Below are 22,966 nucleotides of genomic sequence, written 5' to 3'. Positions count from 1 at the left end.
TTGATTGAATTCAACAATTAAAAATCAAGGTTTGCACCCACGGTAAATACCCGGGGACGGGGATAAAAATTATTATCGATACCACCGTTAATCTCAGGATCGATACCCTTGTATTTAGTAACAACAAATACGTTTTGAACGTTCGCATTGAGTCTTAATCCAACCTTGCTGTTGAATACTTTTCCAAAATTATAACCAAGGTTAATATTATCCATTCTAAGGAATGAAGCATTCTCGAGGTAATAATCAGAGAGATACTGGTTATTATAGAAATTGGTTTCAAGCACATTTGAAGATCCATTGGAAAGAAAGCCACCTGGATTCAGGATATTCCTGTAAGCGCCTGTTCCGGAAAAGACATTATTATACATGTAGTTGTCAATATTGGCACGCATAACAAATCCCGCGCTCCATTTTTTCCAGTTAAGATTTGAGCTCAATCCCAGTAGCCATGTCGGATCAATTCCCTGTGAGCGAACAAGGTCATTCTGATTGATGGATCCGTCTCCATTCTGGTCAACATAGGCCCCTTCAATCGGGCGGCCATTGGCATCATAAACCTGCTGATACAGATAGAATGCGGCCCTATTATATCCAACTGAGTTGATCTGTACGGTATTACCAGTACCACCAGCAATTCCTCCTATCCTGTTACCTTCTGCATCATCATTCTTGAACAGGCTGAGGTTGGTGATCTCGTTCTGCTGGTAAGTTGCATTGAATCCAATATCCCAGCTAAAATCGTTTGAGCTTACAGGTGTGGTATTCAAAGTAAATTCAACACCCTCTACATCGAGGCTTCCCACATTAGTTGTAAGCTTATTGCTAAAGTTACTTCCGGCTGGAATGAAAATCTCCGATAGAAGGTCTGTGGACTCCTTTTTAAAATATTCCACACTACCGCTGATGCGGTTAGAAAGGAAGCCAAAGTCAACACCTACGTTGAAAGTAGAAGTCTCTTCCCATTTGATATTGGGGTCGTAAGCATTTGGACGATACATATTATAGTATGTATCACCGAGCTGGTAACGGGCATCATCAGTACTGAGTGTATAGATAGGTAGATAAGGATATCTTGAACCTATATCCTGTTGGCCGGTAACACCATAACCAACTCTGAACTTAAGGTCAGAAACTACATCTGAATTTTTCAGGAACTCTTCATCACTTGCCCTCCAGGCAAATGCAACGGATGGGAACATACCCCAACGGTTATCAGGAGAGAAACGGGAAGATCCATCACGGCGCAAAGTTGCAGTAACCAGGTATTTCCCTTTAAATGCATAGTTAGCCCTTCCAAAGAAAGATATCAGGGTATATTGTGGAATATCAAAAGGGAACAGCGGCTCACTGTTGGGTATGATTTCCCTTGCTGCATTGCGGTCGGGATAAGCAAAATTCTTTGTTTTGAAATCCTGGTATGAATAACCTGCCATAAGGTCAATACGACTATCAATCGACTTAATATTCTTAACGTAGTTCAGATAGAAGTCCATCAACTTATTTGTATTGCTCTGCAGGTAGTTATTATTAACCCCTTCCCGAAAGAATGATTGGGCAGCATAAGCCGGAACAAATACAGTTCCCTCACCTTGTGATACATCATAACCCAGATTTAGGTTAGCACGCAGGTCGGGAAGGAAATGGAATTTATAATCAAACTGGATATTCCCCAGACTCCTTTCCACAATACTCTTATCAATACGAGTATTCAGTAATCCAACAGGATTTCGAGTGGCAAGGTTGATGAGATTGTCATCGTTATCGAGCCACTCATAATATCCACCAAACTCAGTTTTACCAGATCTAACCGGTTGAGTAGGGTCAAAGTTTATGGCTGCTCCAATCGCGCCTTCATTTGCGAAATCATTTCTGCTGACTGCGCCCCGTACATTCAGATCAACTTTAAGGTTATCGTTGAAGAAGCGGGGGCTAAGATTTATAGCGGCAGAATTACGTTTAAGGGTACCACCTGTAAGTACACCCTGCTGGTTCAAATAACCAAGAGATGCGCGATAGGGCATACCCATAAGAGATCCACTAGCACTGAAGTTATTATCAGTGGTCAGTGCCTGACGATATATCTCATCCTGCCAGTCTGTATTTGCATTACCAATATTGGCAATCTGGTCATCATTTCCACGTTCCTGCACAATGGCACGGATCTGGGCTGGACTTAACAGGTCAATCTTATCTGCAATTTTTGCAACTGATAATTGTGTGCTGAAATTGAACGTTGGTGCACCACGTTTTCCTTTTTTGGTAGTGATGATGATTACACCATTTGATGCGCGTGATCCAAAGATAGCTGTTGCTGACGCATCTTTTAGTACGTTGAAACTTTCAATATCATTTGGATTGATGAGCGCAAGCCCATTAGCAGCACCAGAAATACCTGAGTTATCTAAAGGAACTCCATCCACTACGATCAGTGGATCATTGGTGGCATTCAGAGAGGCGCCGCTTCTGATACGAATAGTACTTCCTGCACCTGGCGCACCACCATTTCCGGTGATCTGAACACCGGCAACCTTACCAGCAATCATTTGCTCCGGGGTTGTGATATTTCCTTTCTGGAAATCTTTTGCAGTGACGAGGGTAACGGCCCCGGTAAGATCTTTCTTACGCTGGGTACCATATCCCACAACTACCACTTCGCCGAGAGCGGAGTTATCGTTTGCAAGGGACACTATAATCTCTCCAAGTTCTCCAACCAGAACTTCCTGCCCCGTAAAACCAATGGAAGAGATTACTAATACAGCACTGTTATCTGGAATACTGATGGCAAATGTGCCATCTGCACTGGTGGATACACCTCTTTGTGTACCCTTGATAGTAACTGTTGCACCAGGGATGCCGTTACCATCCTTGTCAGCCACCTTTCCGGTGATAGTTCTGACCTGTGCGAAAACGCCTAGCTGCAATGTCATAATGAACAAAGGCAAGGCAATCTTAAGCAGACGTTTCAAGGACATAATCAATAATTGTTGCGTTTATAATAAGAAATCGTTAGTGTTTTTGACTATGTGTACTTTTTACATATTAAAAATGTGTAAAAAGTACACAAACTTAGAGCATTTTTTAATCTTACATTAACTATTTTAGAAAAAAATTTTCGGATTAATTTGGGAGGAGTTTAGAACCTGATCAGGATACCTTTTTTGTTTTTCGTCCAAACTTTGCCTGGTTGAATTTGTATAATTTGCCCGGGCGGTGAGGAACATCTTCCTCAAGTTCTTCAAGATCTATCAACCAGTCCATCATAAAAAACTTCTTTCTAAAGTTGCGACGGTCAAGCTTGATATTGAGAATTGCTTCATAAAGGCTTTGAAGTTCACGCAAGGAGAATTTTTTGGGTAATAGGTTAAAAACCACTGGGTGATCAATTACTTTTTCACGTAGTCTCTCAAGACAGCCCTTCAAGATCTCCATATGGTCAAATGCCATTTCAGCAATCTCATTAACAGGGTGCCAGTGCAGCTCATTATCTGATAATTTCAATTGGTGATCTTTGATGTTTACTAATGAAAAATAGGCGGTAGTGATCACCCTTCCGGCGGGGTGTCGCCCTACCTGGCCAAAGGTTTGGACCTGTTCAAGGTAAACATCATCGAGACCTGTTCTTTCTTTAAGAATGCGATAAGAGGCTGTATCCAGATCCTCATCCGGTTTAACAAGGTCACCCAGTAAAGACCACAACCCTTTGTACTCTTTGATATTACATTTAATAACAAGTACTTTAAGTTCACCATCCTCGAAACCGAAAATGACGCAATCGACAGATAAGGCTATACGGAAATAATCCTTATCACTTAGTTCCCCGAAATGACTGAACCGCGAAATTTGTTTCATATATGGCAATTTACTGCACCAGCAGTTTCAATAGTTTTCTTTTATCGTTAATCTGCAATTCAACGAGATAAACTCCTTTTCTCAACCTTGCAATAACTGCGGGATCAAAGCGATATTGGTAGCCGCCTTTCGCTTTATTTCCTACATTGCTAGACGAAACCAGCTTTCCGCTGATATCAAACAGTGATATCCGAACGGAGCCCGATTCGGGTATTTCATAGAGCAGGACCGACATTGAGGATAATGGATTTGGCCGAACTTGCATAATAAGGAGCGCCGATCGGTCTATATCGTATACAGGAGTTGGTGTTGTGCCGGCAAGGCTTCTGTTGAGATAAACTCTGTAAGCGCCTGCAGCTAGCGGGATATTTTGAGCGGAACCGGTCGCAGCGATGGGCTCACCTGTTAAGAGGTCATACCATATGCCCGACTGAGGGAAGCTCACCTGAATATTTCCCTGGGTAGTGCCAAAATTTCCAATTACCATCATTTTCGAACTGTCTGTTGTCACCTGTAACCATTTTAAAGCAGGCGCAAGGTCGTAAGCAGTTGATCCGGCAGCGAAAAGATCACTGAAATAAGGATTCTTTCTTAACTCAAGCATACTCCGGTAAACATTCCTGAGTTTAACCCGATCGGGGTCGGTATAATAATTCCAGCGTATTGGCTTCTGGTCGGTACGGCAATTATTGTTAATAGTTCCATTGCTGCAGTAATTGATACTCAGGTCATAACCTAACTCCCCAAACTGCCAGATGAGCTTGGGTCCAGGCATTGCAAGCAAAAATGTGGCTGCTAACTCATTTCTTTTCAAGGCTGTGACCGGGTCTTTAGTATTGTAGCCGCCACTGCTGAGTCCCTCATTTTTTACTTTCACCATTGAGCGCTCTTCATCATGGCTTTCCATATAACTGATAAGGTGCGGTTGCTGCCATCCCCGGTCGCTGTGTAATGCACCTCTGAAATTTGAATTGCTAATCTGTCCCTTTGCAGCTTCTGTAAAATTGTAGTTCATATTGCCCCATAGCATCATACCATAGGAAGCCAGTTCTTTCTCTTCATCATTAACACCAAGATGTTCTAATATAACATATGAGTTTGGAGATTTCTTCTGCAACGTATCATAATATCCCTTCCAGATTGCCACCCGGCTTGCATCATACGCACTCCAGCCATTCACATCACAATTGCCACCATTAACATCACAGGTATTCTTTTGGGTGAAACCTTTAGAAAGATCGAAACGGAAACCATCCAGCTTATATTCCTGTAACCAATATGCACACACATTGCTAAAAAATCTTTTACTGTCTGCACTTTCATGGTTCATATCATAGCCAACATTAAAAGCATGCCTGGCAACAGGATTAAACCAGGGATTATTTGCTGCAGGGCGACCACTGATACCATCGAAGTATAGCTGAACCATTGGCGATTGCCCGAATGAATGATTTAAAACCATATCCATTATAACAGCTATACCGTTCTTATGGCATTCATCTATAAATGCTTTCAGGGAATTTTTTGGACCATAGAATTTATCGGGTGCAAAATAATAAGAAGGATTGTAGCCCCAGCTGAGGTTTCCTTCAAACTCATTGAAAGGCATTAGGTGCAACGCATTAATCCCAAGATTCTTGAAATAACCGAGTGAATCCTTCAGAGTCTTCCAGTCGTGCCTGGTCACGAAATCGCGCAACAAGACTTCATACATAACAAGCTTTCGTTGATCAGGGCGCTGATATCCGGTAGCCTGCCAGTTATACGTCTCCTGTTTTGTTTGCAGAACACTTATTATTCCTGATGTTTTACCAGTGGGGTAGGCCTTCAGATTTGGATAGGTTGTTGGATCTATGAATGGATCATTCCATGGATCCAGGACCTTTTCACAATAAGGATCACCAATACGAAGAGTACCATCAACCAGATATTGGTATCCATATTCAATTCCAGGTGTAAGTCCGGATATACGCAACCAAAAAAACTTACCATCAGCCGTTTTATTCATCTGGTATGCACTGGTTTCTGTCCAGTTATTAAAGTCGCCTAACAGGTTAACTCTCGATTTTCCTGGAGCATATAGCACAAGGGTTGCAGCCTGGTCACCAACTTCGTAATTAATCCCTTCTTTCAGACCCGCAGGTAAAGGCGAAACGTTTACAGGAGGGGCTACATAAATCCGGAAAGTATCTCCAACGGTTGTGATACCATCATTTGCAGTAGCAATAAATATATTTTCACCGGTGGTTGTTATGGTAGCCATACCCGAAATAATGCTGGCATTTGAGGCTGACTGAAGATTGTTGCCATTTAGTATCAAAAGAAGGGAAGCATTTTTACTACTTACTGCTTTGAGGTTAATAACAGATCCTACCGAGGCGCTTTGAGGTAGCAGATAAGGTATATACCTAGGTTCAGATTCGGGTTCGGTGAACCGGATCGCGTGGGTATTAGCTGGATACACATCCCAGTACATATTACCCTGGTCTACACTTAAGTCTGAGGTTTTTCCTTCACGCACACTCCCTCCTGGATTATAGTCTCTGAAAACAAATGCCATTTTACGAATCTCTTCCCCTGCCGGAACACCATAAAATGAGCGGATATTGCTGATCTTGTATTCATATTTATTATTACCCAGTGCCGTCATTTTGTAAGCAGGCGTATTGGTATTCCAGGTCATTTTCACATATTTCCAATCGCCCGGACCAGTACTTTTATCAGTGATCACTCCGGTATGAATATATATATCACCCACATAATTGTTGAGTCCTTTATTGCCTTTTGATGCATCAAAAACAATTGTTACTGCATCCCCGTCTTTAGGGAAGGTCGGGCTAACTGAAATCAATTGAGCATTGAGGGATCCACATAGCAGAAGCAGGAATAGGGGCAATAGAAATTTTCTCATGGCAAGCATCGTAATAATGTGTTAAAAATACACATTTGAATATTCTGACCAAATTTTGTGGAAGTTTTTAATCTTTGCCCGTAATAGGTAATCAGATTATGTATAAGGAGCAAGAGATAAATAAATTATTGAGGCTAACAAATGAATTGAAGCATTTGCTACCCGAAATTCCTGTGACAGAAATCGAGGATTTGAGGGATATACTCCGTTTTCATGAATACCGCTACTATGTGTTGGACTCCCCTATTTTAGCGGATTTCGAATACGACCAGTTTTATAAAGCATTAGAAAAACTTGAAGCCAACAACCCTGGTTTAATAACAGCCGACTCTCCAACCCAGCGGGTAGCGAGTACTTTAACTGCATCCTTTCCCACCGTTGCGCACCTGGTTCCAATGCTTTCACTTGAGAATTCCTATAATGCGGATGACCTTCTCGACTGGGATCGCCGCGTACGTGAGGGATCAAAGGAAAAGTCTGTTGAATACAGTGTGGAACCAAAATTTGATGGGGCCAGCATATCTCTTATATATGAAGACGATCTGCTTGTAAGGGCTGCAACCCGGGGAGATGGCGTTCAGGGTGACGATATCACTATTAATATCCGGCAGATCCGATCTGTGCCGCTTTCCGCAAAATTCTCTGCCTATGGCATACAGCAAATTGAGATCAGGGGGGAAGTATTGTTAACAAAGAAAAACTTCAAACGATTTAATGATAAACTTGCCGAACAGAATCTACCGCCGTTAGCAAATCCCCGCAATGCGGCTTCTGGTTCGCTGCGAATTAAAGATCCGGCAGAAGTGCGTCGCCGCAATCTGGAAGCATTTCTTTACCATATCAGTTACCATATTGATAATGGCGAGCCGAATTCTACCTTGCTTACACATTCTGGAAGCCTAAAGATGTTATGGGATCTCGGTTTTAGGAGTCCCGAGCATGAAAAACGTGTATTTAATGGTATCCAGGATGTGATAGAATATTGCCGTGAATTTGAGGCCGGTAGAGATGATCTTCCCTATGAAATAGATGGGATGGTGGTTAAGGTGAATGAAGTATCGCTCCAGGAAAAACTGGGAATGACCACCCACCACCCCCGCTGGGCCATTGCATTTAAATTTAAGGCAAGACAAGCTACAAGCCGTCTGAGGGCAGTTGAGTTCCAGGTTGGGCGTACAGGAGCCATAACTCCGGTGGCAAAAATTGACCCAGTTCATATTGGTGGGGTCACGGTTGGATCTATATCACTTTTCAATGAGGAAGTGATCAAGGAAAAAGGCCTTCGGCTTGGTGATATGGTTCTTGTAGAACGCGCCGGAGACGTTATCCCTTATATAGTAAAATCACTCCCGGAGCTTAGAAACGGAGATGAGCAACCGATAAAATTTCCTCAGAGATGCCCCCAATGCCAGTCCCAACTTTTCAAGGAAGAGGGAGAGGCCGTTTGGCGTTGTATAAATATTGACTGTCCAGCCCAGGTTGTAGAACGAATTATTCATTTTGTTTCAAAGGATGCTATGGATATCAGGAATTTTGGTGAAGCAAATGTCCGTAAGTTTTATGAAATGGGCTTTCTGACTGATATCCCATCCATTTATTCATTACCACTGGACAGGCTTAGAGGCATGGAGGGATTTGGTGAAAAATCGATCACAAACCTTACCTCTGCCATTGAAAATTCAAAGCAGCAGCCCCTATACCGTTTGATTTTTGCCCTGGGGATCAGGTATGTCGGAGAAACTACAGCTAAAACCTTAGCCCAATCCATTGATCACCTTATGGATCTAAGCAAATTGAGCACGGAGGAATTGCAGAACATGGAAGATGTGGGCGTTAAGGTTGCTGCCAGTATTTACCAATTTTTTCGCAACCCCTCCAATCTTCAAATGTTGGGAGAGTTGGAAAAACTGGGACTAAACCTGCAATCAGGTAAAAAACAAAGCTTTACCGGAGGTGCCTTGGCAGGGCAGACATTTCTGTTCACGGGTACCCTTAACCGATTGAAGCGCAGCGATGCCGAAGCAATGGTTGAAGAGCAGGGGGGAAAGCTTCTGAGTGGGGTTAGTAGCAAGTTAAACTACCTGGTTGTAGGAGATGATGCTGGCTCGAAACTTGAGAAAGCCAAAAAGATTTCCCAGATCCATATAATATCAGAGGAAGAATTTTTAAAATTGATCGGGAAGGATTAAACGCATAATGCTTTTGTGGCATATCTTTTCGTAACTTTAGAAAAAAGGGTACGATGATCAAATCATTATCAGGCGAAGTATGGAAGCCACTTCAGTTTCCGGGATGGAAACATCTTCGCAAACAGTATGCATTGTCATCAAGTGGCCGTGTTGCCAGTTTCACGGAATCTGTCAATGAAGATGGCAAGTTGCTTAACGGTTCTCTCACCACCGGATACAAGACGCTTAATCTACACCGACCGGGAAATAACGGTACGTTGTATATTCATCGGGAGATTGCGCGTTTGTTCCTCAAGAAACCTTCTAACAAGCACCGCTATGTGATTCACATCAATCACAACAAGACAGATAATTCCGTCAAGAATCTCAAGTGGGCAACCCTTGAAGAAATGATTGAGCACCAGCAGAGCAGTCCTGCAAAAGTTGCCTACAAAAAAATCCAGGCTAACCGGTCAACGGGGTTAAAACTAAATGCAACGCAGGTACGGTCTATTAAGAAGACTTTAAGTAGTAAAAAACGAACGCTAACTATTCGACAACTTGCTGAAAAATATGGGGTGAGTGAGATGACCATGTATCGTATCAAAAGCGGTGAAAACTGGGCAAAAGTGAAATAGGTCAGGAAAACATACAAAATATTCTTAGGAATTAAAAACACTGGCAAGCTTGCCGGTGTTTTTCTTTTTTCACCTATTACTTTTGCATATGGCTTATCAATCAATGGAAGAATGCCTGCTAGACCTGGAAAAAAACGGACAGCTGGTACGAATAAAAGAAGAAGTTGACCCCCATCTGGAAATGGCGGCCATACATTTAAGGGTATACGAACAACAGGGTCCAGCATTGCTTTTTGAAAATGTAAAAGGAAGTCGTTTTCGTGCAGCGTCAAATATATTTGGAACGCTTAACAGGAGCAGGTTTATTTTTAGGGAAACCCTTCGCTCGGTGCAACAGATTATTGTGTTGAAAAATGACCCAGTGAAAGCGCTAAAGAATCCATTTGGAAATGTTGGCGCCGCATTGGCTGCCATAAAAGCCTTACCAATGAAAAATCCTGGCAATAAGCCAGTTTTACAACAGGAGATCCGGGTTTCGGATATTCCGCAGATACAGCACTGGCCAATGGATGGCGGCGCTTTTGTTACCCTGCCCCAGGTTTATACTGAAGATATTGACAAGCCGGGTATAATGCATGCAAATCTTGGAATGTACAGGATCCAGCTCTCTGGTAATGAATATATACCAGATAAGGAAGTAGGGTTGCATTACCAACTGCATCGTGGTATCGGCATTCATCAAACCAAGGCTAACAGTAAGGGGCAGCCGCTGAAGGTAAGTGTCTTTGCGGGCGGACCTCCTTCCCACACAGTTTCTGCAGTGATGCCATTACCAGAAGGTATTAGCGAAATGACATTCGCTGGAGTACTTGGTGGACGTAGGTTCCGATATAGTTATGAAGATGGATTTTGTATAAGTACTGATGCTGATTTTGTTATCACCGGTGAAGTTTATCCCGGTGATAACAAGCCTGAAGGACCCTTTGGCGATCATCTGGGATATTATAGTCTAAAGCATCCATTTCCTGTAATGCGTGTACATAAAGTATACGCACGAAAAAATGCTATCTGGCCATTTACAGTTGTAGGCAGGCCACCACAGGAAGACACCAGTTTCGGCCAGCTGATTCATGAGATGACGGGCGCTGCAATACCTCAGGAGGTGCCGGGATTAAAAGAGGTGCATGCTGTAGATGCTGCGGGTGTTCATCCTCTGCTACTGGCAATTGGGAGCGAGAGATATACCCCTTATACACCTACAAAGCAACCTGCAGAATTGTTGACTATTGCTAATCACGTTCTTGGAACTGGTCAGCTTAGCCTTGCTAAATTCCTGTTCATAACAGCTGATGATAGCAACAGGTTAACTACCCATAACGTTGAAGAATACCTGCAGTTTGTACTTAAGAGGATCAACACAAGCCGTGATATTCATTTCTATACTAATACTACAATTGATACACTTGATTATTCGGGTACAGGACTCAATACCGGCAGTAAAGTTGTTTTTGCAGCTTATGGTGAAGAAATAAGGAGCTTATGTTCTGAGGTTCCGCAAGTTATTAAGGACCTTACAGGAATTACGGATGTAAAGTGGGTTATGCCAGGTATAGTTGCCATTCAAACCTCAGGATATAGCACGGAGCATGATGCACATGCTACTATTCAGAAAATGGATGAACAGCTGAAAAACAGGTTAGACAATCTCCAGGACCTGCCTTTGATCATATGGTGCGACGATGCGGGCTTCATTGCTGCTAATCTTCGAAATTTTTTATGGGTCAGTTTTACAAGATGTAATCCATCACACGACATATATGGTATTGATAGTTTTATCTCTCATAAGCATTGGGGTTGTAATGGCCCGATTGTAATTGATGCCCGGATAAAACCACATCATGCACCACCTGTTGAGACCGATGCCGCAACTGAAAAAAAAATAGATCGAATATTTGCTAAGGGAGGAAGTCTTTCCGCCCTATGATTAAATCTACAATCTATTACTGCACAAATTCAACCGTTGGAATTCCTGTATAACCACAATTACGGACTACAAATAGTTTACCAGCGTGAGGCTGTTGAATTAATTCATTATCAGAGAGGCCCTCTTTCGAAGAACTAATATAAAGGTCAGTTAGGTCATCTCCCCCGAAGGTGCAGCAGGTTGGCCTGGCCACTGGCATCGGAATTTGAAGGAGTTTTTCACCTGTAAACGGATTCCATCTTGTTACTTGCCAGCCATCCCAATGAGCAATCCACAACATGCCTTCGTTATCGATTGTCATGCCATCGGGAGACCCATCTTCCTTAGGCACCATGATCACAATTTTTGGGTTTGAAATGTCGCCATTCGAATTATTATAATCATAAGCTGTTACAGTCATTGTGGGTGTATCAATAAAATAAAAACGGTCTTTCTCCCTGCTCCAGGCCATTCCATTTGAAATAGTAGTTTTTGATATTTTTAGTTTTGGGTAAAGTTCTTTATCCACCATATAAACTTCTCCAATTTCCTTTGTATCTGTCATGGACATGGTACCTGCCCAAAATCTGCCAGCAGGGTCACACTTTCCATCATTAAATCGAATTTCCTCCTCAAGGTTAAGCGTATCCTCAATCATTTTTACCTCGCCATTTGCTCTATCAACAAATGCGAGTCCTTTTTTTAAAGCGGCGATATAATTTCCGTTCCTGCAAATAGCCAAAGATCCTATCATCTGGTTAACCGGAATGGTTTTCATTGATCCGGTTTTCACGGATAATTCATGAATCTCCCCCTTTACAATATCAACCCATATGATTTGGCTAAGGGCTGTATTCCATACAGGACTTTCGCCCAATAAACAGCTATGATGAGATGCTACAGAGACATTTGCTTCTATTGCTCTAATTTTCATAAAAATAATTTAAAAAGGAGAAGGGCTTATGCAACTCCATCCTCCATCAACAACAATAGTTTGGCCGGTTATATGTTTCGCTCCATCAGAAACCATAAACAGTGCAATTCCAGCTATATCATTAACCGTTGCCGGCCTACCCATAGGTGTTAGCTTAGACCAGGTTTCTATATAATCCGGATCATTAAGTGTTCTCTCCGTTAGTGTAGCACCAGGTGCAATCGCATTTACATTTATCCCATAGGGAGAAAGTTCAATTACAAGGTTACGTGCCAGCATTTCCACCGCAGCTTTACTCATGCTATACGCTGCGAGATCTTTATGAGCCTGGTGCCCCGTAACAGAAGATGTAAATAAAATTGTTCCCCCATTTACCTGGTTACGCATTTGGAGTGCTGCAGCCTGGGTCAAAAAAAATGTGCCGCTGAGATTCACCGACATCACCCTATTGAAATCCTGTGATGAATAGGTAAAAAAATCGCCAAACAGAGTGATCCCCGCATTTGCAATAACGATATCTAATTGCTCAAACCGGGATATTGTTGTCTCTATCATTCTGGTTATAAAACCGGTATCACCGCAGTCACCGGGAAACGAAATACAAGAGCCAGGTAATTCCTTATTTATATTATTTGCTGCTTCTTCCGCAAGTACAGAGTCTATATCATTCAGAACTACGATTGCCCCCTGTGAAGCAAGCTGACTGCAAATCTCAAAACCGATCCCCTGCGCGGCACCGGTTACCAGAGCTACTTTATCCTTAAACTTCATATCAGTATTTTTTATCTCAATGAGAATCCCGGCTGAGCTTGCTCCCCGAGTTACCACGTAAAAAATCCAGGTCTGCTCCCAAATGAGCTTGCTGAACATGATTTATATAAAGGCTAACATAACCTCTTTCTGTAAGTGCTGGTGCGGGTTCAAAAGTACTTTTCCTTTCAGCGAGTTCTTCTTCAGTAAGGGCAACGGATAGGGCGCGGTTTGAGAGATCTAGTGTAATAATGTCGCCAGTTCGAATAACAGCGAAATTACCGCCCAATGCTGCTTCAGGTGACACGTGCAAAACCACTGTACCGAAGCCCGTGCCACTCATCCGCCCATCTGAAATGCGCACCATGTCCTTTATTCCTTTATCGAGCAATTTTTTTGGCAGGCCCATATTACCAACTTCTGGCATTCCAGGATATCCTTTAGGGCCTACATTCTTCAATACAAGTATAGACGACTCATCCACTTCCAGATCATCACTATCAATTCTTGCTTTATAATCTTCTATATTTTCAAATACAACCGCAGCACCCGTATGTTGCAACAGGTGGGCACTAGCAGCCGATGGTTTAATAACCGCGCCATTCTCACAGAGATTTCCTTTAAGTACTGCCAAGCCACTGGATAGATTAAAAGGACTATCAATCTTTGCAATAACTTCTTCATTATAACCTATTGCGTCATTATTATTTTCCTTCACTGTTTTACCGTTTGCAGTTATACAATGAGGATGAAGATGTTTCTCAAGAGCCTTCATTACTACTGGCAATCCACCCGCATAATAAAAGTCTTCCATGAAAAAATTGCCTGAGGGCTGGAGATTAACCAGCAGAGGGATGTTAGCCGAAAGTGGGTCTAACTCGGAGAGTTCAAGTGGTATACCCATTCGACCAGCTATTGCTAATAAATGAATTACAAAATTGGTTGAACCGCCAATAGCAGCATTAACCATTATTGCATTTTCAAATGCCTCTTTTGTAAGAATTGAAGAAAGTGTTAGATTTTCCTTAACCATTTCCACAATGCGAAGCCCTGATCTTTCAGCTAAAACCTTACGACGCGCATCTGCAGCTGGTATAGCAGCATTGCCAGGGAGAGATAATCCCAATGACTCAACCATGCATGCCATCGTGGATGCAGTTCCCATTACTGCACAACTTCCCCTACTCCTGCACATCGCCGATTCAATTTCCCTTAACTCTTTTTCCTCCATCCTATTTCCACGCAACTCATCATGGTAGCGCCACACATCACTGGTACCAATATGCTGACCTTTATAATTTCCGGTTAACATCGGCCCCCCGGAAACAACTATTGCTGGTATGTCAACACTGCAGGCTCCCATTACTAAGGAAGGAGTAGTTTTATCACAGCCGCATAGCAGTACTACTCCGTCAAGTGGATTAGCCCTGATAGATTCTTCCACATCCATACTCGCGAGATTCCTGTAGAGCATAGCCGTGGGTTTGATAAGTGTTTCGCCGAGCGACATAACAGGAAACTCTACGGGAAAACCACCTGCCTGCAGGATACCCCGCTTAACCGATTCGGCCAATTCGCGGAAGTGCGCATTACATGGCGTAAGCTCGCTCCAGGTATTACAAATACCTATGACGGGTCTATTATTAAAGGTTTCATCAGGTATGCCCTGGTTTTTCATCCAAGCCCTGTAAATGAACCCATCTTTACCCTCCCGGCCAAACCATTCTGCGCTTCTCAAGGTTATCTCTTTCATATGTTGCTTTAAATTAAGCATTCAGCAGCAACTCCCGACCAAATAATAGTATTGAAAAATTATTGCAACTTTGAAGTATGCTTCAAAAATCAACTGTCATTTACCTGAAATCATTAAAGAAAAACAACAATAAGCCCTGGTTCGATGAACATCGAAAGGAATATGAGCATGCTAAAAAAGATATGGAACAGCTGGTTCAGTCGGTTATTGATATGCATGGTAAAAAGGATCCTTTGATTGCCAACCTGAAAGCAAAGGAGTGTATGTTTCGTATCAACCGCGATGTTCGTTTCAGTAACGATAAATCCCCCTACAAAACAAATTTCGGAGCCAGTATAAATGGGGGTGGAAAAAAATCAGGTCTGGCTGGCTACTATATTCATATCGAACCAGGCCAAAGTTTTACAGGTGGCGGATTATATGTACCTATGCCTCCTGCACTTAAAAAAGTTAGGCAGGAGATCGATTATAACCTCGAGGAATTCACTAAAATCCTCCAATCCAAAAAATTCAAATCGGTATTCGGTTCTCTTTCTGAATGGGAAGGTGTTAAGCTCTCCCGAGTTCCGCAGGGTTTTGACAAAGACAGTTCTGCGGCACCCTACCTTTTGTTTAAAAGCTATATAGCTGACAAACCATTATCTGATGATGATCTGGTTGATAAAACACTCGTTAAAACAATTCTAGATTCTTTTGAAACTTTGCAGCCTCTTTTGCAGTTTCTGAACAGGGCTTTGGAAGACTGAGGCAGGTAAGAAGTAAGAGGTAAGAGGTAAGATTTAAGATCTATATGGTTAAATCTTAAATCTTACTTATTCCTTTTTAATTATAAAAGGTTTTTTCCGAGTAGATATTCTGCTATCTGAACCGCATTGGTAGCAGCACCTTTGCGCAAATTATCACTGACGATCCACATGTTTAATGTATTTGGTTGTGACTCATCACGACGAAGCCTGCCAACAAATACATCATCCTTTTCATGTGCATCTTTTGGCATAGGATATTGTGCATTTGCAGGATCATCTACCAAAATAACGCCCGGAGCCTCAGATAGGAGAGACCTGATTTCAGTGAGATCAAAATCCTTATTGAATTCCACGTTTACACTTTCGCTATGACCTCCCATTACTGGTATTCGTACCGTGGTAGCAGTAACTCTTATACTATCATCACGCATTATCTTTTTAGTTTCATTTACCATTTTCATTTCTTCTTTAGTGTAGCCATTATCCATGAAAACATCAATCTGAGGAATAACATTTAGATCGATAGGATATTTATATGCCATCTCCCCTCCGATGCCCTCGCGTTCGTTCATTAATTGAGTAACCGCTTTCACGCCTGTTCCGGTAACGCTTTGGTAGGTAGACACAACCAGTCTTCTGATACCATATTCTTTGTGAAGGGGGTTCAGTGCTACAACCATCTGAATGGTAGAACAATTGGGATTGGCAATAATCTTGTCCGCAGATGTCAAAACATCAGCATTGATTTCCGGTACAATAAGTGGTTTTGAGGGATCCATACGCCATGCGGAAGAATTGTCAATTACCGTTATCCCTGCTTCTGCAAATTTCGGTGCCCATTCCAGAGAGGTACTACCCCCTGCTGAAAACAATGCCACATCAGGTTTAGCTGCGATAGCATCTTCCATACTAACTACTTTGTATGATTTTCCCTTAAACACCACTTCTTTTCCAACTGACCTTTCAGAGGCCACGGGCACTAGATCGGTGAGGGGAAAATTCCGCTCTGCCAGAACCTGTAACATTTTGGTGCCAACAAGACCGGTGGCACCCACAACTGCGACTTTCATTTTTCGTTTTGCTTGCTTTTTTGTTTAAAAAAAAGCCTTCCCTGATGGGAAGGCTTGAGTCTATTTATACGAATATATACGACTATCAAACACCTTCCTGCTCTGGGAGCTGTTTCTTAATCTTCGTAGTATGTTTCATCATTGCCATGAATACGAAAATACAGTGAAGGGTTTTTTCACCCAAATATTATTTTGCTATTGCATATCATCCGGGCAAAAACGAGCTTTATGATATGTTTGGTAAATCTATTATAGCACTGTTCATTCTCTGTACTCAAACTCTTTATGGGCAAGGGTTAAAGGTAGTAATAACAGAAATTATGGCAGACCCGGTTCCGGCGGTGGCACTTCCTCCGAAGGAATACATAGAGTTAACAAATATTAGCGGTGAGCGAATTGATCTCTCGGGTTGGCGACTGGGAACCGGGCATAATCCGGCTATTATTGAGGATGGCGTTATACTCGAAAAAGACAGTATAATTATTATCTGTAGTAAAGAATCAGTATCTCATTTACAGGTATATGGAAGAGTTTGGGGTATCGAGCGGTTCCCCATCCTATTGAATGATAGCGATACCCTTTTTCTTTATGATAGAGATTCGGCAATACACCATGCAGTCAGTTATAATCCCATAATTATGCCTGCCAATAAAAGAGATGGTGGCTGGAGCTTGGAGCTTGTGGATTTAAAAGCAGCCTGTTCCATCCAATCTAATTGGATCGCTAGTAATAACCCTTTGGGTGGAAGTCCGGGCATACCAAATAATTCTCAAATTTCAATACCTGATTCCAAACACTTCAGCTTATTGCATGCATATACATTGGATTCCATGCATATAATATTGGTATTTAATGACGCTGTTGATACAGCTTCTGCAAGATTGAGTGAAAGATACTTTCTGGAGCCGCCAATAACGATTAATAATGTGGTTCCATTATCACCATTATACAATTTGATCCGCATAGAGTTAAACGATGCTATGGAGCCTGGTAAGATTTATAATATCACTGCCAGAGACCTGCAAAATTGTTTACAGCAACCATTAAGTACTTTCAATCAGACCAAAACCGGGATTCCCCAAACTCATCCGGAAAATATCATTATCAACGAAATCATGAATGACCCTCCGTCTGGAGGAAGTGATTATTTTGAGATATATAATAATGGCAATAAAATAATAGACCTAAACTATTTACTGGTAGGGAACCGCAATAGCAGAGCAGAGATCAGTTCAGTGAAGCCTCTCGGGGAGTCTACACGTTATCTTTTCCCAGGCGATCATATGGCGTTCACGACAGATCTTGCATGGGTTGGCAAGCAGTATCATCTTAAGGCTCCATCACAGGTGGTGCTGATTGCAGATCTTCCATCATGGCCTAATGAAACAGGAAATATAGTTCTGCTGGATACGGCTATGCAAGTTATTGACGAGCTGAAGTATCATGAAAACTGGCATTCTGAACTAGTGAGAATAAAAGATGGTGTATCACTGGAAAAGATCGATCCCCGCGCTGAAACACAAGACAAAAACAATTGGCACTCGGCCGCAATACATTCAGGATATGGCACTCCCGGATACCAAAATTCTCAACATTTAAATTACCAGATCCATGACGATAAAATATGGGCAGAACCCTCCCTATTTTCACCTGATGGTGATGGAATTGAAGAGGAGTGTAAAATTAAATATCGTTTTCAGGAAGCAGGAACAGTTGCTACCGTCCGCATCTTTAATCGGAATGGTCAGCTTCTCCGGCAATTGGCGAACAATGCTCTCTGTGGCAGGGAAGGGAATTACAGCTGGGACGGCCGGGATGACAAAGGCAAAATTTCAGGACCGGGAATCTATATTATTTCAACTGATGTATTCCATTTAACAGGAAAAACAAAGCGTTACCGATTTGCGGTAACGCTTGCCAATAAAAATTTCTGAAGCTCAAATATTATTCGTCAGTGTAATGTCGAAGTTTACAAGGTCAACAAATTGTTGTACACGTTGATCAATATCCGAAATAGTAATTTCTTTCATTCTGGTGGTGCCAAATTTCTCCACGCAAAAGGATGCAAGTGCAGAACCTTTTATTATTGCGGTTTTCATATTTTCAAAAGAGATGTCTTTAGTAGCAGCAAGATGACCAATGAAACCACCAGCAAAGGTATCCCCAGCTCCTGTTGGATCAAATACATCTTCGAGAGGCAAGGCAGGAGCAAAGAATACATTCTCCTCGTGGAATAATAGTGCACCGTGCTCACCCTTTTTTATAACAACATATTTAGGGCCCATCTTCCTGATCTCTTTTGCAGCCCTTACCAATGAGAATTGACCACTCAGCTGACGCGCTTCGCTATCATTCAACATCAAAACATCCACTTCCTTTAAAACTTCTTCCAGATCGGGCATAGCAATATCCATCCAGAAATTCATTGTATCCATTACTATTAACTTCGGACGTTGCTTTAATTGCTTTATCACACTCAGTTGGAGACTGGGCATCAGGTTTCCTAACATCAGAAATTCTGAACCCTGGTAACTGTCTGGTACAACAGGATTAAAATTGGCCAACACATTTAATTGGGTGTCTAACGTATCACGGGTATTCATATCCATGTGATATTTTCCCGCCCAGAAGAACGATTTCTCGTCCTGTTTTATTTGTACCCCTTCTAATTGTACTCCCCTGGCGGCCAGCGCATTAAGCTCCTCCTGAGGAAAATCATAGCCTATCACTGAAATCTGGTTAACCGGACGAACAAAATTGGAAGCACTCCAGGCTACATAAGTAGCGGACCCACCAACGATCTGGCCACTTTTTCCGAAAGGCGTTTCAATGGCATCAAAGGCCATGGTACCCACAACTATTAAAGACATATAAGAGGTTTGTTGTTTGAGATTTGAAGCTTACGGTTAAAAATGTAAATCCAGCCCTTAGAAATTGCTGCGGAACCGGTTTAAAACCATAAACCGGCGCAAAACTAGCCGATTTTTTCCAAAATATTGGGTTTGGGGGGAATAGGGACATGCAACTAACAGCTGTTCGTTTGTATATTTGGATGTTATGGCTAAGATCAAAAGCAAAACCAACGGTACCAAGAAAGAAGTGATTGTGGATGCTGCCACCAGACTCTTCCGGGAAAAAGGCTTTAAGGCCGCTTCCATGCGTGATCTCGCAGAAGCAGTAGGTGTTGAGGCCGCTAGTCTTTATAACCATATTCAGAGTAAAGAGGAACTATTGCAGGAGATATGTTTCAAGGTGGCCAACGCCTTCAATCAGAAATGTGATGAAATCGAAGCAAGCGGCATCGCTAATATCCGAAAGGTGGAGGCAATTCTGCGATTTCATATCCAACAAATGTTCAATCATTATGAAATGGTGATTGTGGCCGATCGTGAATGGCGACACCTTTCCGACCCATATCTTTCAAACTACCACAACCAACGCCGGGCATACAGAAAAAGGATTGCCGGAATCATTGAAGAAGGCATTGCTAACAAAGAGATCAAGGACGTGGATGCCCCTACCGTTGTACTAATAATGCTACATGCTGTGAATGGCATAGAAAGCTGGCATCGAAGCAAGGAAAAGATTAGCCCCAAACAACTTGAAGAGAATATGGTCCTCATCATGATCGAAGGCCTTAAAGCATAATCACCTTCACACAAGGTTATTCACGTTATTATTAGAACGATTGCAATGTCTATCCATTTCCACAAGCTTACTATCAGCGATATTCGAAAAGAAACCAATGAATGTGTTTCAATTGCCTTTGACATACCGGATAACCTAAAGGAGACCTTTCGATTCAGGGAGGGACAAAACATTACACTTCGTACCCACTTAAATGGTGAAGAGATCAGGCGTTCTTATTCCATTTGTTCTTCCCCGTTTGACAATGAACTCAGGGTGGCAGTTAAATCAGTAAAGGATGGTCGTTTTTCAAAATTTGCTAATGAAAAGCTTCGTAAGGGTGATAGTCTTGAAGTGCTTCCTCCCACTGGAAAATTTCATACTGACCTGGATGCCAATCACAAGAAAAGTTATCTGGCCTTCGCCGCAGGTAGCGGAATCACACCCATACTATCTATAATCCGCACAACCCTTGCTACTGAGCCTAAAAGCAATTTCACTCTTGTTTATGGAAACCGTAACCGAGGGTCCATCATTTTTAAGGAAGCCCTGGAAGCGTTGAAGAACCGATTCATCAACCGCTTCCGTGTGATCCATGTACTTAGTCGTGAACGCACCGATTCAGCTATTAATGCTGGCCGTATCAATGCAGAAAAAGTGGCCCAACTTTCAAAGAAGTTGGTGAATATTCCGGCAACTGATCAGTTCTTTATATGTGGACCGGAAGAAATGATATTTTCTGTTCGTGATTATTTATTGGATAACGGAGTTGCATCCCCTAAGATGCATTTCGAACTCTTTACAACTCCAGGACAAAAACTAAAAGATAACGCAGTAACGGCCGCGGATAAAACAAATAATGGACCAGTTGCCAGGGTCTCGGTAAGGCTCGATGGTGTTGGGTTTGATTTCGAACTTCCCTTTAATAGCATCTCCATTCTGGATGCAGCATTAAAGCAAGGCGCCGATCTGCCCTATGCTTGCAAAGGTGGAGTTTGTGCCACTTGCCGGGCAAAACTTGTTAGTGGAGAGGTGTCTATGGACATGAACTATGCACTTGAACCCGATGAGTTGGCGGCAGGGTTTATACTAACCTGCCAGAGTCATCCACGAACAGATTCTGTTGTGGTGGATTTCGATTCCAAATAATATCCGTCTGACATATGTCAGGACATACGTTCGAATTTAAGTCGCGACATAGGTCAGATGGGTACTAACAATTGTTAGTTTAATTTCCTAAATTTGAAGGATGGAAACAACGCAAATGAACCAAAGTCAGGAGCAATATTTTCAAGGTAAGATCGATGAGGAGATTAGGATTGAACCCCGCGACTGGATGCCGGAGAAATACCGCCAGACCCTTGTCAGGCAAATTTCACAACATGCCCACAGTGAAATAGTAGGCATGTTGCCTGAAGGAAACTGGATTACCCGCGCCCCTTCCCTCAGGAGAAAGGCAACACTTATTGCTAAAGTACAGGATGAAGCAGGGCATGGACTCTATTTGTATAGTGCCGCTGAAACGCTCGGTACAAGTCGCGCAGAAATGATCGACCAACTCCATTCTGGTAAAGCGAAATATTCCAGCATATTCAACTATCCAACATTATCATGGGCGGATATTGGTGCCATAGGGTGGCTTGTGGACGGTGCAGCTATAATGAACCAGGTTCCACTTACCCGCACTTCATACGGACCATATGCCAGGGCCATGGTTAGGGTATGTAAAGAAGAAAGTTTTCACCAGCGTCAGGGTTTCGAAATTTTATTAACCCTAAGCAGGGGTACTGAAGCGCAGCGTGCAATGTGCCAGGATGCCATAAATCGCTGGTGGTGGCCGAGTGTGATGATGTTTGGTCCCTCAGATGATGCATCGCCACATACCGCGCAGAGCATGAAATGGAAAATCAAAAGATTCACTAATGATGAACTGCGACAGAAATTTGTTGATGTATGTGCAGAGCAGGTAAAGATGCTGGGCATGAGCCTCCCTGATGATAATTTAAAGTGGAATGAGGAAAAGGGTCACTATGATTTCGGCACTATCGACTGGCAGGAGTTCTGGAATGTGGTTAGTGGTAACGGCCCATGCAACCGCGAAAGGCTTGCAGCACGCATAAAAGCTCATGAAGAGGGTGCCTGGGTAAGAGATGCTGCAATGGCATATGCAGAGAAGCAACGTATGAAAACAGAAAGATCAGTGGCCTGATAGCAACCATAAAATATAGAGCTATGAAATACTATATCAAAAATCAATTATATGGTGATTTTGGAGACCGGGAGGGGGTAAAATCATCAGGTACAGGTATGGGCGGTGGCTTTGAGGATTTAACCCGCGACTGGCCACTCTGGGAAGTTTTTATCAGGAGTAAGCAGGGGCTTGACCATAAACATGTAGGTAGCCTGCATGCAGCCGATGCACAAATGGCCATAGAAAATGCCCGTGACGTATATACTAGACGACAGGAAGGGGTAAGTATATGGGTGGTGGAAAGCAAATACATCCATGCTTCTAACCCGGATGACGCTGAAAGTTTATATGATCCTGCCAATGACAAAGTATACAGACATCCCACATTTTATGATTTGCCCGATGAATTGAAACATATGTAAC

At 42.5% G+C, this 22,966-nt stretch carries 17 protein-coding genes; 9 read left to right on the top strand and 8 right to left on the bottom strand.

Features of this window, described 5'->3' with window-relative positions; translation table 11 throughout:
- Positions 1 to 17: 17 nt before the first annotated feature.
- The 3 genes from HY58_RS09300 to HY58_RS09290 all read right to left on the bottom strand — a co-directional run bounded on the left by HY58_RS09300 (position 18) and on the right by HY58_RS09290 (position 6,763).
- Positions 18 to 2,975, bottom strand: a complete 2,958-nt coding sequence (locus HY58_RS09300) for a TonB-dependent receptor (protein WP_039130818.1) — start codon at positions 2,973 to 2,975, stop codon at positions 18 to 20.
- A 172-nt stretch (positions 2,976 to 3,147) separates the two neighbouring features.
- The gene (locus HY58_RS09295; RefSeq protein WP_052323983.1) at positions 3,148 to 3,852 is read right to left on the bottom strand and encodes an NUDIX domain-containing protein; all 705 of its coding nucleotides are present in this window, start codon (positions 3,850 to 3,852) and stop codon (positions 3,148 to 3,150) included.
- A gap of 10 nt (positions 3,853 to 3,862) precedes the next feature.
- Positions 3,863 to 6,763: an alpha-amylase family glycosyl hydrolase gene (locus HY58_RS09290; RefSeq protein WP_039131179.1), complete on the bottom strand. Its 2,901-nt coding sequence runs from the start codon at positions 6,761 to 6,763 to the stop codon at positions 3,863 to 3,865.
- A 146-nt stretch (positions 6,764 to 6,909) separates the two neighbouring features.
- Between HY58_RS09290 and ligA the strand changes: the two genes are divergently transcribed.
- From ligA to HY58_RS09275, 3 genes are all read left to right on the top strand, one after another.
- Entirely contained in the window at positions 6,910 to 8,952 is a 2,043-nt protein-coding gene (gene ligA / locus HY58_RS09285; protein ID WP_253271536.1) for an NAD-dependent DNA ligase LigA, read from the top strand.
- 53 nt (positions 8,953 to 9,005) lie between these two features.
- Positions 9,006 to 9,569 (top strand): NUMOD4 domain-containing protein, encoded by a 564-nt coding sequence (locus tag HY58_RS09280; protein WP_039130813.1) that lies wholly within the window; start codon positions 9,006 to 9,008, stop codon positions 9,567 to 9,569.
- Positions 9,570 to 9,657: 88 nt separating this feature from the next.
- Positions 9,658 to 11,493 carry a UbiD family decarboxylase gene (locus tag HY58_RS09275; protein ID WP_039130811.1) on the top strand — a complete coding sequence of 612 codons (1,836 nt, stop codon included), beginning with the start codon at positions 9,658 to 9,660 and terminating at the stop codon, positions 11,491 to 11,493.
- A 16-nt stretch (positions 11,494 to 11,509) separates the two neighbouring features.
- Here the strand turns inward: HY58_RS09275 and HY58_RS09270 are convergent, their stop codons facing one another.
- Genes HY58_RS09270 through HY58_RS09260 form a run of 3 tightly spaced genes read right to left on the bottom strand, consistent with a single transcriptional unit; the run spans position 11,510 to position 14,909 of the window.
- Positions 11,510 to 12,406: an SMP-30/gluconolactonase/LRE family protein gene (locus tag HY58_RS09270; protein ID WP_039130809.1), complete on the bottom strand. Its 897-nt coding sequence runs from the start codon at positions 12,404 to 12,406 to the stop codon at positions 11,510 to 11,512.
- A gap of 9 nt (positions 12,407 to 12,415) precedes the next feature.
- Positions 12,416 to 13,177, bottom strand: coding sequence for an SDR family NAD(P)-dependent oxidoreductase (locus HY58_RS09265; RefSeq protein ID WP_039130805.1), 762 nt, complete (start codon positions 13,175 to 13,177; stop codon positions 12,416 to 12,418).
- A gap of 16 nt (positions 13,178 to 13,193) precedes the next feature.
- A complete protein-coding gene (locus HY58_RS09260) occupies positions 13,194 to 14,909 on the bottom strand; it encodes an IlvD/Edd family dehydratase (protein WP_039131178.1) in 1,716 nt (571 codons plus the stop codon).
- A 77-nt stretch (positions 14,910 to 14,986) separates the two neighbouring features.
- Between HY58_RS09260 and HY58_RS09255 the strand changes: the two genes are divergently transcribed.
- Complete coding sequence (locus HY58_RS09255) at positions 14,987 to 15,655, top strand: DUF2461 domain-containing protein (RefSeq protein WP_039130803.1); 669 nt, start codon at positions 14,987 to 14,989, stop codon at positions 15,653 to 15,655.
- An 80-nt stretch (positions 15,656 to 15,735) separates the two neighbouring features.
- Here the strand turns inward: HY58_RS09255 and HY58_RS09250 are convergent, their stop codons facing one another.
- Positions 15,736 to 16,725, bottom strand: a complete 990-nt coding sequence (locus tag HY58_RS09250) for an aspartate-semialdehyde dehydrogenase (protein WP_039130800.1) — start codon at positions 16,723 to 16,725, stop codon at positions 15,736 to 15,738.
- Positions 16,726 to 16,958: 233 nt separating this feature from the next.
- On the opposite strand from HY58_RS09250, the gene HY58_RS09245 reads away from it, so the two are divergent.
- Positions 16,959 to 18,659 (top strand): lamin tail domain-containing protein, encoded by a 1,701-nt coding sequence (locus HY58_RS09245; RefSeq protein WP_039130798.1) that lies wholly within the window; start codon positions 16,959 to 16,961, stop codon positions 18,657 to 18,659.
- Between the two features lie 3 nt (positions 18,660 to 18,662).
- On the opposite strand, the gene HY58_RS09240 is transcribed toward HY58_RS09245, so the two are convergent.
- Positions 18,663 to 19,595 (bottom strand): PfkB family carbohydrate kinase, encoded by a 933-nt coding sequence (locus HY58_RS09240; RefSeq protein ID WP_039130795.1) that lies wholly within the window; start codon positions 19,593 to 19,595, stop codon positions 18,663 to 18,665.
- Between the two features lie 187 nt (positions 19,596 to 19,782).
- Here HY58_RS09240 and HY58_RS09235 point away from each other — a divergent pair, with 187 nt between their 5' ends.
- From HY58_RS09235 to paaB, 4 genes are all read left to right on the top strand, one after another.
- On the top strand, positions 19,783 to 20,373 hold the full coding sequence (locus tag HY58_RS09235; protein ID WP_039130793.1) for a TetR/AcrR family transcriptional regulator: 591 nt from the start codon (positions 19,783 to 19,785) through the stop codon (positions 20,371 to 20,373).
- Positions 20,374 to 20,418: 45 nt separating this feature from the next.
- Positions 20,419 to 21,501, top strand: coding sequence for a 1,2-phenylacetyl-CoA epoxidase subunit PaaE (paaE, locus tag HY58_RS09230; RefSeq protein ID WP_039130792.1), 1,083 nt, complete (start codon positions 20,419 to 20,421; stop codon positions 21,499 to 21,501).
- 115 nt (positions 21,502 to 21,616) lie between these two features.
- Positions 21,617 to 22,561 (top strand): 1,2-phenylacetyl-CoA epoxidase subunit PaaA, encoded by a 945-nt coding sequence (gene paaA / locus HY58_RS09225; RefSeq protein ID WP_216593786.1) that lies wholly within the window; start codon positions 21,617 to 21,619, stop codon positions 22,559 to 22,561.
- Positions 22,562 to 22,584: 23 nt separating this feature from the next.
- On the top strand, positions 22,585 to 22,965 hold the full coding sequence (gene paaB, locus HY58_RS09220; protein ID WP_082022113.1) for a 1,2-phenylacetyl-CoA epoxidase subunit PaaB: 381 nt from the start codon (positions 22,585 to 22,587) through the stop codon (positions 22,963 to 22,965).
- Position 22,966 lies beyond the last annotated feature (1 nt).

The organism is Flavihumibacter sp. ZG627, from assembly GCF_000814325.1.
GTDB lineage: Bacteria > Bacteroidota > Bacteroidia > Chitinophagales > Chitinophagaceae > Flavihumibacter.
The sequence above is the reverse complement of the archived record's forward strand: the minus strand, read 5'-3'. Positions and strand labels throughout refer to the sequence as shown.

Bases quoted from the DNA above. Each gene is read 5' to 3' on its own strand.
- HY58_RS09260 (WP_039131178.1), bottom strand. From the start codon at position 14,909: ATGAAAGAGATAACCTTGAGAAGCGCAGAATGGTTTGGCCGGGAGGGT.
- HY58_RS09300 (WP_039130818.1), bottom strand. From the start codon at position 2,975: ATGTCCTTGAAACGTCTGCTTAAGATTGCCTTGCCTTTGTTCATTATG.
- HY58_RS09240 (WP_039130795.1), bottom strand. From the start codon at position 19,595: ATGTCTTTAATAGTTGTGGGTACCATGGCCTTTGATGCCATTGAAACG.
- HY58_RS09270 (WP_039130809.1), bottom strand. From the start codon at position 12,406: ATGAAAATTAGAGCAATAGAAGCAAATGTCTCTGTAGCATCTCATCAT.
- paaE (WP_039130792.1), top strand. From the start codon at position 20,419: ATGTCTATCCATTTCCACAAGCTTACTATCAGCGATATTCGAAAAGAA.
- HY58_RS09275 (WP_039130811.1), top strand. From the start codon at position 9,658: ATGGCTTATCAATCAATGGAAGAATGCCTGCTAGACCTGGAAAAAAAC.
- HY58_RS09265 (WP_039130805.1), bottom strand. From the start codon at position 13,177: ATGAAGTTTAAGGATAAAGTAGCTCTGGTAACCGGTGCCGCGCAGGGG.
- HY58_RS09235 (WP_039130793.1), top strand. From the start codon at position 19,783: ATGGCTAAGATCAAAAGCAAAACCAACGGTACCAAGAAAGAAGTGATT.
- HY58_RS09250 (WP_039130800.1), bottom strand. From the start codon at position 16,725: ATGAAAGTCGCAGTTGTGGGTGCCACCGGTCTTGTTGGCACCAAAATG.
- HY58_RS09290 (WP_039131179.1), bottom strand. From the start codon at position 6,763: ATGAGAAAATTTCTATTGCCCCTATTCCTGCTTCTGCTATGTGGATCC.
- HY58_RS09245 (WP_039130798.1), top strand. From the start codon at position 16,959: ATGTTTGGTAAATCTATTATAGCACTGTTCATTCTCTGTACTCAAACT.
- paaB (WP_082022113.1), top strand. From the start codon at position 22,585: ATGAAATACTATATCAAAAATCAATTATATGGTGATTTTGGAGACCGG.
- HY58_RS09295 (WP_052323983.1), bottom strand. From the start codon at position 3,852: ATGAAACAAATTTCGCGGTTCAGTCATTTCGGGGAACTAAGTGATAAG.
- HY58_RS09255 (WP_039130803.1), top strand. From the start codon at position 14,987: ATGCTTCAAAAATCAACTGTCATTTACCTGAAATCATTAAAGAAAAAC.
- paaA (WP_216593786.1), top strand. From the start codon at position 21,617: ATGAACCAAAGTCAGGAGCAATATTTTCAAGGTAAGATCGATGAGGAG.
- HY58_RS09280 (WP_039130813.1), top strand. From the start codon at position 9,006: ATGATCAAATCATTATCAGGCGAAGTATGGAAGCCACTTCAGTTTCCG.